At 70.4% G+C, this 9,051-nt stretch carries 10 protein-coding genes; 7 read left to right on the top strand and 3 right to left on the bottom strand.

The window, feature by feature from the left end:
- The first annotated feature begins 32 nt into the window (after window positions 1-32).
- From ABZO31_RS01985 to ABZO31_RS01955, 7 genes are all read left to right on the top strand, one after another.
- Complete coding sequence (locus ABZO31_RS01985) at window positions 33-698, top strand: ThuA domain-containing protein (protein ID WP_406859073.1); 666 nt, start codon at window positions 33-35, stop codon at window positions 696-698.
- Window positions 699-752: 54 nt separating this feature from the next.
- On the top strand, window positions 753-1,136 hold the full coding sequence (locus ABZO31_RS01980; protein ID WP_406859072.1) for a VOC family protein: 384 nt from the start codon (window positions 753-755) through the stop codon (window positions 1,134-1,136).
- A gap of 70 nt (window positions 1,137-1,206) precedes the next feature.
- Window positions 1,207-1,917 carry a helix-turn-helix transcriptional regulator gene (locus ABZO31_RS01975; protein ID WP_406859071.1) on the top strand — a complete coding sequence of 237 codons (711 nt, stop codon included), beginning with the start codon at window positions 1,207-1,209 and terminating at the stop codon, window positions 1,915-1,917.
- Between the two features lie 78 nt (window positions 1,918-1,995).
- Window positions 1,996-2,550 (top strand): dihydrofolate reductase family protein, encoded by a 555-nt coding sequence (locus tag ABZO31_RS01970; RefSeq protein ID WP_406859070.1) that lies wholly within the window; start codon window positions 1,996-1,998, stop codon window positions 2,548-2,550.
- A gap of 99 nt (window positions 2,551-2,649) precedes the next feature.
- Window positions 2,650-3,237, top strand: a complete 588-nt coding sequence (locus ABZO31_RS01965; protein ID WP_406859069.1) for a hypothetical protein — start codon at window positions 2,650-2,652, stop codon at window positions 3,235-3,237.
- A 122-nt stretch (window positions 3,238-3,359) separates the two neighbouring features.
- Window positions 3,360-3,929, top strand: a complete 570-nt coding sequence (locus tag ABZO31_RS01960) for a GNAT family N-acetyltransferase (RefSeq protein WP_406859068.1) — start codon at window positions 3,360-3,362, stop codon at window positions 3,927-3,929.
- 58 nt (window positions 3,930-3,987) lie between these two features.
- Window positions 3,988-4,389, top strand: coding sequence for an SMI1/KNR4 family protein (locus tag ABZO31_RS01955; protein ID WP_406859067.1), 402 nt, complete (start codon window positions 3,988-3,990; stop codon window positions 4,387-4,389).
- 23 nt (window positions 4,390-4,412) lie between these two features.
- On the opposite strand, the gene ABZO31_RS01950 is transcribed toward ABZO31_RS01955, so the two are convergent.
- From ABZO31_RS01950 to ABZO31_RS01940, 3 genes are all read right to left on the bottom strand, one after another.
- Complete coding sequence (locus ABZO31_RS01950) at window positions 4,413-5,471, bottom strand: hypothetical protein (RefSeq protein ID WP_406859066.1); 1,059 nt, start codon at window positions 5,469-5,471, stop codon at window positions 4,413-4,415.
- A 305-nt stretch (window positions 5,472-5,776) separates the two neighbouring features.
- Window positions 5,777-7,693: an SMI1/KNR4 family protein gene (locus tag ABZO31_RS01945; protein WP_406859065.1), complete on the bottom strand. Its 1,917-nt coding sequence runs from the start codon at window positions 7,691-7,693 to the stop codon at window positions 5,777-5,779.
- A gap of 385 nt (window positions 7,694-8,078) precedes the next feature.
- Window positions 8,079-8,819: an alpha/beta hydrolase gene (locus ABZO31_RS01940; protein ID WP_406859064.1), complete on the bottom strand. Its 741-nt coding sequence runs from the start codon at window positions 8,817-8,819 to the stop codon at window positions 8,079-8,081.
- Between the last annotated feature and the right edge of the window lie 232 nt (window positions 8,820-9,051).

Below are 9,051 nucleotides of genomic sequence, written 5' to 3'. Positions count from 1 at the left end.
GCCCCGACGGCCGAAGAGGAGGTCGACCGCGCGTGCCGACGACACCCGACATCCTCGTCTACACCCGCACCGCGGGATACCGCCACGACTCCATCCCGGCGGGCGCGGCGGCGCTGACCGAGCTGGCGGCCGGGCTGGGCTTCGGGGTCGAGGAGACGGAGGACCCGGAGGCGCTCACCCCCGCCCGCCTGGAGCGCTGCGCGACCGTGGTCCTCCTCTCGACCACGGGCACGGTTCTCACGGATCCCTCCCGCGCGGCCCTGGAGTCCTACGTACGGACCGGCGGCGGCCTCCTCGCCGTCCACGCTGCCGCCAACGCCGAGCCCGACTGGCCCTTCTACGGCGCCCTCCTGGGCACCCGCTTCGCCGGCCACCCACCACTGCAGCCGGGCGTCGTGCACGTGGAGGACCCCAAGCACCCCGCAACCGCCGCGTTGCCGGCGAAGTGGCCCTGGACGGACGAGTGGTACGACTTCACCGCCCACCCGCGCCGCCCCGACGCCCATGTCCTGCTGCGCGCCGACGAGTCCACGTACGAGGGCGGCACGCACGGCGCGGACCACCCCCTGGCCTGGTGCCACGAGAACCTGGGCGGTCGCTTCCTCTTCACGGCCCTGGGCCACACGGAGGAGTCCTACGCGGACCCCGCCTTCCGGGCCCACTTGGGGGGCGCCCTGGCGTGGACGACGATCAGCTGACGCCTTGCGACGATCAGACGATCAGCTGACGGTGCACCACCTAAACTGCCGCCCATGGCATGCCGCATCAGCGAACTGATCCTGGACTGCGCTGACCCCGAACGCCTCGCCGCCTTCTGGTGCGAGGTCCTGGGCTACGTCGAACTGGGCCGCGAAGACGACGGAAGCATCGAGATCGGCCCGCCGGGCGCCGGCTTCGGAGGCCCGCAGCCCACTCTCATCCTCAGCCCGAGCACCACCCCGCGCGCCGGCAAACTCCCGCTCCACATCGACGTCAACCCCACCGACCGCGACCAGGACGCCGAACTCCGACGCCTCCTGGCCCTGGGCGCCCGCCCCGCCGACGTGGGCCAGACCGGCACCGAGAACTGGCACGTCCTCGTCGACCCCGAAGGCAACGAATTCTGCCTGCTCAACCGCCGCATCCAGCCCGTCTGACGGAGCTGTCAGACTGGCGCCCAGGGACTGCGTGCGCGACTGGGGGAGGGGAATCGGTTTGGGTCTGGCGATGGAGAGTCGGCCGTCGGAACTGCCGTACATCGAGCGGGTGTGGCGCAGCCGTAGCGACGACGGCGTCAGCCGGATGATGTCGGTCGCGACCTCGCACTGGGAGCTGGTGTTCTGGGAGCACCAGGGCGAGGTGCAGGCGGCGGTGCTGGGCCCGGAGGCGCAGGCGTCCCAGGCCCCGGTCCCCGAGGAGGCCGTCTTCTTCGGCATCAGTTTCGCGCTGGGTACGTCGATGCCGCACATCCCCGTCAGCCGGCTGGTGGGCGGCAACGCGGCGATCCCTGATGTGACGCGGCGTTCGCTGTGGCTGAAGGGGTCGGCCTGGCACGTTCCCGACTACGACAACGCCGAGGCGTTCGTGCTGCGGATGGTGCGCGAGGGCATCGTGGACCAGGACCCGGTCGTCCCCGCGGTGCTCGGCGGCGCCACCCCGGACGTCTCCGACCGCACCCTGCAGCGCCGCTTCGTCGCCGCCACCGGCCTGACCCAGGGCGCCATCCGGCAGATCCACCGCGCCCGCCAGGCGGCGATCCTGATCCAGGAAGGGGCGCCGGCCCAGGAGGTCGTGCACCGGCTCGGGTACTTCGACCAGCCGCATCTGGCGCGGTCGTTGAAGCGGTACGTGGGGCGGACGGCCACGCAGCTGAGCACGCCGGACACGACCGAACCGCTGTCGCTTCTGTACAAGACCTCCCCCTGGCCGTCCGCCTAGTGTTCCTCATGTGGCCGAGGGGTTCGGCCCGCCCCGGCCGGGGCGGGCGGCAGGCCCCGGATTCAACATGGAGGAATCATGCGCAAGCTTGTCTCGGGTCTGTTCGTCTCGCTCGACGGTGTCGCCCAGTCGCCGAACGAGTGGCAGTTCGCGTTCGACGAGGAGATGGGCGCGGCGCTGGCCGACACGCTGGAGACGGCCGACACGATCCTGCTGGGCCGCGTGACGTTCACCGAGTGGGCCGGTTACTGGCCGACGGTGACCAGCGGCGAGGACGCCGGCTTCGCGAAGTGGATCAACGAGTCACCCAAGTACGTCGTCTCCTCGACGCTGGACAGCGTCGACGACTGGTCGAACAGCACCCTGATCAAGGGCGATCTGGCGACCGCCGTCGCCGAGTTGAAGGCGGGCGAAGGTAAGGACATCACCGTCGCGGGCAGCCCGACACTGGTGCGCTCGCTGCTGGAGCTGGACCTGCTGGACGAACTCGTGCTGCTGATCCACCCGGTGGTGGCCGGCGAGGGCCGCAAGAAGCTGTTCGCCGATGACGCCACCCTGAAGAAGCTGCAGCTGGTGAGCGCCCGGCCGACCAGCAGCGGCGTGATCATCGCGACGTACCGCCCCGAGCGCTGAGCCGCGGCTTCCTTCCGTACGGCGGCGAACCGGGGATCGGGCCCGCACCCCCACGGCACCCCAAGCTCCTCGGCGGCCTGGCAGGGGTCCTTCCCTGCCGTGGCGACCGCTTACCTTGGTGCCGTGGGAGACGAACGCGAGGGACTGGTCGAGTCGACGCACGAGGACGTCCACGCCGGTGAGCACGGGACCCGCGTGCGCTGCCTGCCCGAGCCGTGGATGTGCGATGTCTTCCATCTCGATGGCAGCCTGCGGGACATTCGGGTCCTCGACGTGACCCGCGTCGAGTGGATCGCGGTGCTCGAACGTCTGCGTGCTGTAGCCGACGAGACCGAGGTGGAGCATCCCTACCCCTGGCTCGATCCCGTGCGCCCCGCCGTCGCCGATCTCTTCCGCGTCTGGGCAGACGAGCCGGAGGGCCGGGGGACGAGTTTCGCCTTCCGGGCCCGCTTCGGTGCCGTGTGGTTCTTCGCCCTGCCTTGCGACGAGGAGGAGATCGAGTTCTCTGTCTGGCCCGAGGACGTCCTTGACGGGGCGGGGGTGGCCGCAGTGCTGCGGTTCCTGGTCGAGGTCGCGACGGCCAGCCGACGACGGGCTCTGCTGACCGGCGAGGTCGTCCGGTATGACCCGGGGATGCCGTCGCTGATCTCCCACGACCCTGTTTCCGGTCTCACTTCCCACATCTGAAGGGTGTCGTGGACGTTCACGCGATTCGACGAGGTGAGGGCGGGCCGTACGGATCCCCGACAGAACCCGCCATTCCCGGGGCCTGAGTTCAGGTGCTTCCCGCGCACGCATAGGTTCATGTCATGACGACGGTTGACGACACGGGCTACGAGTTCCGCACTGCCCGTCCTGAGGACACCGAGGCCATCGACGCACTCGACGGGTCCTTCACCACCCACACCATCTTCCAGGTGGCCATCAGCGCGCATGGCTTCGCCCTCCAGGAGATCCCGGTGGACCCGCCCATTCACAAGGTCTTCCCGGCCGAGGCCACCGACGAGGCCGATTCCCCATCAGCCGAGGAGGACCCGAACACCCGCACCTTCGTCGCGGTCGCCACCGACGGCAGCCTGGCAGGCTTCGCCACCGTCTCCTACGCTCCGTGGAACCGACGGCTTGCCATCGAGGACATCGAAATCGCTCCGGCGCACCGGGGCCAGGGCATCGGCCGCACCCTGATCGGTCACGCCGTCGAGTTCGCCCAGGAGTCCGGTGCCGGGCACCTCTGGCTGGAAGTCACCAACATCAACGCCCCGGCGATCCATGCCTACCGACGGTTGGGATTCACCTTCTGCGGACTGGACACGACGCTCTACGACGGCACACCCTCATCGGGTGAACAAGCCCTCTACATGAGCATGCCTTGCCCTTGAGCCGCCGGTCGGCGGGGGCAGACAGCCTGCCGACGGTACACCGTGATAGAACTGCCTCATGAGTCCGGACGACGACCAGATCGCGCAGGTTGAGCACCACTTCGGAGTCCGATTCCCGCAGGATTACCGGAACTTCCTGCGCACCACAGGGAGTCTGAGTCAGTTCGTCCCTCCCGTTGACGACTTCCTGGTGATCGACTCGCCGGCCGAGGTCATCGGCAACAATGAGGCTGGCGAATTCCAGAAACGCTTCCCCGGTGTCGTCGTGATCGGTGGGGACGGAAGCCGCGAGCTGCTTGCCTATGACTTCCGCCAGGACCCCCCACCTCTCGTGACTCTCGACATCTCCGCCGAGGACTGGTCATCCGCCATCCACCAGGCGGCGTCCCTCTCCGCCCTGCTGGAGCAGTTCCCCCGAACCGGCTGGAAGTGGGACGACGACGATCTCCCAGCCTCCTGACACGCCTGTCCGGCGTGACGGTGTCAGCCGATGGCCGACGGAGGTCGCCCTGCCTCTGATCGACGGGTGGGGTCGGCGTTCATGCAGCGGTCGAGGAGCGCGTGCATGCGGGCGACGGGGAGGGACGGATTGGCCGCGGCGCCCTCCGCGGTGCGCGGGTCGGCGAGGAGGGCCTCCAGGGCGTGGGGTTTCAGGCTCGGGTTGGCGGCGGCCGCCCGGCGCACCGACGCGTCGGGGTCATCCACCGGCGGGTCGGTCAGGGCGGGGTCGGCCGCGGCCAGGGCGCGCACCTGCGGATCCGGGTGGTCGATGAGGTGGGCCGTACCGGTGCGGGGGAACGCAGGCAGGGCCAGCAGGTGCGGACGGTGGGCCGGGCGGGTGACGAACACGTCCAGGAGGAGGCGTGGCGGGGCCAGGGGGTGGTGGCAGGCCAGCCGGATCCGTACCTCCTCGTCGTCGTCCTGGGCGAGCGTCTCGACGAGCTCCGCGGGCAGGCCGGACCAGCTCGCCGCGACCCGGCGGAGCCCTGGCTCCTCGGACACCGCGCAGGCGGCGAACCAGTCGCGTGACGGCTGGGTGTCGGGCTCGGGGTCAGGCTCGGTGCCGGGATAGGTGATCGGGCAGGTGCAGTCCGGCCCGTGCCCGATGACTCGGCGGAGCACCCGGTACTCGCTCCAGGTGCGGGGGAACGGGTGGAGGCGTGCGCGCATCCTCACGCTGTCGTCCGGGTCCTCCCTCAACGCCGCGACCAGGTCAGTTCCCAGGTCGGGCCGGGCAGCGACCATCGCGCGGACCTTCGCGTCGGGGTGGCGGGCGAGCCGGGCGACGGCATGGGTCGGGGTGTGGGGGTTCCAGGTCAGGCAGAGCGCCGTGCCGTCCGCGAAGCACTGCTCGATGAGCGCGGGGGACAGCACGCACGTGCCGAGCACGGATCCCTGGCTGTGCGAACCGAACGTCGGCAGCCGGGCCTCCACCTGTTCAGGGTCCAGCTCCCACGTGGTGTCCTGCGCCGCTGCACGGACCGCGGGGTCGGGATCGTCGAGCAGCCCCGCCCCGCGCCGCCGGATTGAAGGCGACGCCACGCAGCCACAGCGCAGGGAGAGAATCTGACACCGCGCCATCCTGCCACCACCTCCCGTCACCCGGGCCGGGGCCATGTTCATCCCGAGCACGCTGACGGTGCGCGGCACACGGGCGGGCACCGCAGGACACGTGCATGCTGTCCGCCCAGGCGCTGAGCCGCCGGCTCGCGAAGGGGAAGGCGGCCTGCTGGCCGAGGACCTGGCGGACGCGGGTGTTCGCCCCGGTGTTCGGCGAGCACCCGGAGCCCCGCCGCGGTGGTTGGCAGTGCACGCGGCGGGCAGCTGAAATGAGGTCCCGCCCGCGTTCAGGACCGGTGCCGTACGAAGGTGGCGTAGGCGAAGCCCTCGCCCGTGCGTGGGGCCCGCGTCCAGGACCGGGTGGTGAAGGTGTGGAGTCTGCCTTGTGCCAGTGCGAAGCGGGGGAGGGAGAGGCCGAGTTCGGTGTGCAGGGCTTGTAGTGCACGCAGTTCGTTGTCCGGCTCAGTGTCCTCCGGGCGGAACAGTCGTGCGGGGGCCAGGGCCTCGGGTATCGCGCCGGAGTGCTGGATCTCCGTACCCCGCACGGTGAAGGAGTAGAGCTCCTTGCCATGTTCGGCCACGGACAGGTGGAATGCGGCCGGGGCGTCATCGGGGCGCGACCGTCTCGGGCCGGACCACACCACCACCGCGCGGCCGGACGAGGAAGCGGCCGCGGCGGGGGAGAGGAACAGGTTGTTCAGGTAGCGGTGGGAGTGGCCGTCGAAGGCGAAGGCCCACGCCTCGGCGGTGCGGCCGACGGCGACGACGGCCCGGTCCTCCCAGAGTCCCATGTCCTCCCGCTCGTGGGGCTGCGGCGCCTGCCGGGAAGCCCTCCACGGATGCACCGGCGCGCTCAGGGCGGCGCCTTCTTCGCCGATCAGGGCGGGCAGGCAGGCCGGGTCGATTCCTTCGACCCAGATACAGCGGTAGCCGTCGAGCGGTTGCCCGTTCGCGACAGGCCCGGTCAGCCAGGCGAGGCCCGGCGGGTCGAGATCGGGAACCGGTTCGGGAGCTGTGCCCGTCTCCCCGGCCCGTGGCGTCGCGAGGATCTCCCGCCCACGCTCCGGCGTGATCAGCGAGCCCAGGACCGGATCGGCGAGCAGACCGACCGGAGCGATGAGCAGGGGCCCCGGAGCCTCCCACAACGGGAGCGCATCCCGCAGCACCCGCCACGCGGCGTCGTTCGCGCCCCAGCGGGCCGACTCGCGCGCCTCGGCGACGGCTTCGCCCCATGGACCGGGAGGCGTGTAGCGATGGGTGCCGTCCCGCATCGTGCTCAGTACGGTCTCGACCGTACTCCGTGCGGCCCCGCGGGCGGCCATCATCCCGAGCCAGTGCTCGTCCCCGCCCCGCCGCCCTTCGTCGCGCGCCGGCGTCATCGCCTCCACGGGCAGAATCTCGGGCTGGTAGCGCGGGTCGGCCACCAGGTTGCCGTAACCCTGGTCGCTGCCCGGAGCCAGCAGGTGTCGGAGCTGACCGAGCAGGACGGCGCTCCGCGGCCTTCCGAAGGACAGCGCCTCCTCAAGCAGCGGCACGGCCTCCTCGTACTGCCCGCGCAGGGCCAGCAGGCGGGCCTCCTCCACGTGGGCGTCCTGGGCGCGCGTGGTCACGTTCACGAAGTCGGGTATGTCCACCCGGTCGGCGTGGAAGCTGCGGTACATCGCTTCCATGTACGCACGGAACGACGGGTAGCGGTGCGGCGGTTCACCACTCCAGCCCTTGTAGACGTAGAGCGCCCACTCGCCGTCCTGGTCGGTGTCGCCCGGGTCGAGCAGGGCATGGGACATGTCGGAATCCGTCTCCAGCCGTAGCGCCCGTTGCCACATCCCGGCCAGCAGAACGTCTTCCTCGCGCGGGTTGTCACCCAGATCGTCCTCGTACAGACGGGTCATGCCGTAGGGATCGTGGAACCAGTCGATGTCCGAGGTGCCGCCGAGCTGATAGATCCCGGCCGTCTGGTCGACGTGCCACCCGTCGCTCGCGGCCAGGAACGCCCGGTACGAGAGCGGCAGCCGTCGCCCCAGGCGCTCCTCGGCCGCTGCGATCGCCGCCTCGCCCGCCCCGGGTCTGCCCGGGCGGAGGAGCGCCGACTCGCCGTCCTCGTACCCGCCTCCGTCCCCCTCCGTGTCCTGGTCAGCGCGCGGAACCCATTCCGCCTGCCACCGTCCCAGGAACTCGCGCCAGTCAAATGATTCGCCACTCATACCCGGATGGTGTCATCCGGCACCGACAACGGTGGCGCCTCATCCACCGACGACGCAACCGGGGGCCGCGTCCGCTCTGCGTCCCGCACAACGACGATGAACGCGGCCGCCACCGAGGAGGGTGAGCGGCCCGACGTTCTCCGTCAGCGGCCACGAAGTGGGCGGCGGGGAGGCGGCTGCGATGTCGATATATCGCCTGACGAACTCGCTCGCATGCCCGAGCAGATGCCCGGCGACGCAACGCCGAACCCAGGCAGCACGGGCCCCTGCCGAGAGTTCAGCAGGGGCCCACGGTGTAGAGAGCTGCGGAAGGCCGGGACCCGTCCTCGACGAGCGGCTTGGCGGCCCACATCACCTACTGTCTACTGCCGGTCTGACGACCCGCTCACTTCAGATGTCGGGTGAAGAACTGAGCCGCGGCGTCCGCCGCGAACTGCGGGACGCCGGTGTGCCCGCCCATGTTGGCGTGCAGGGACTTCTCCTTGGAGCCGAAGGCGTCGAACAGGTCCAGGGCCGCCTGCCGGTCGTTCCCTTCGTCGTCCCACTGCAGCAGGACATGCAGCGGGATGGTGACCTGCCGGGCCTCCTGGAACATGGCGCGAGGCACGAAACTCCCGGCGAAGAGACCGGCGGCCACGATGCGCGGCTCGACGACCGCAAGCCGGACGCCGATGGAGATCACTCCCCCCGAGTACCCGACAGGGCCGCAGATCTCGGGCAGCGAAAGGAGTGCGTCCAGGGCGGCCTGCCATTCCGGGACCGCCTTCTCGACGAGCGGGAGGATGAGGGCGTCGATGATCTCGTCGCTGACAGGCTCGCCGGCCTGCAAGGCCCGGCGCAGGTCGGCGCGGGCCTGCTCGGCGGCGGGCCAACGGGGCCGGTCGCCGCTCCCGGGGAGCTCGATGGTGGCCGTGGCGAAGCCGTCCGCCGCGGCGTGCCGGGCCCGGGCCACCAGTCGGGGGTACATCTTGCGCAGTCCGAGCGGGGGATGGCCCAGCAGGATCAGCGGGACCGGTGCGGACTCGGATGCGAAATCAGGCGTCCACAGGATGCCGGGGATCTCACCGAGGGTGAATTCGCGCTCGAGGACACCGTCGTCGAGCCGCTGTTCAGAAGCGAAATGCATGGTCGTGCCTTTCGGGAGTGCACAGAACGGCGCTCCCGGGCGACGACCTATCGCCCGACCGTGACCCCGGAGGAGAGCACCCATGTCGAAACGTTCACAGGTACCACCTCCTCAATCTGTCGCACGGCCTCCGGAAAACTAGCAGCGGTCGCCGTGGTCCGCCAACGGGTTTTGCGGTGAACATCGAATATGACGCACTGCCGACGCCTCCCGAACTCGTGTACAGGTGCTG

Origin of the sequence: Streptomyces solicamelliae (assembly GCF_045348655.1) — a bacterium.
Taxonomy (GTDB): domain Bacteria; phylum Actinomycetota; class Actinomycetes; order Streptomycetales; family Streptomycetaceae; genus Streptomyces; species Streptomyces solicamelliae.
Note: the sequence above shows the minus strand (reverse complement) of the source record. Positions and strands in the feature narration are given on the sequence as shown.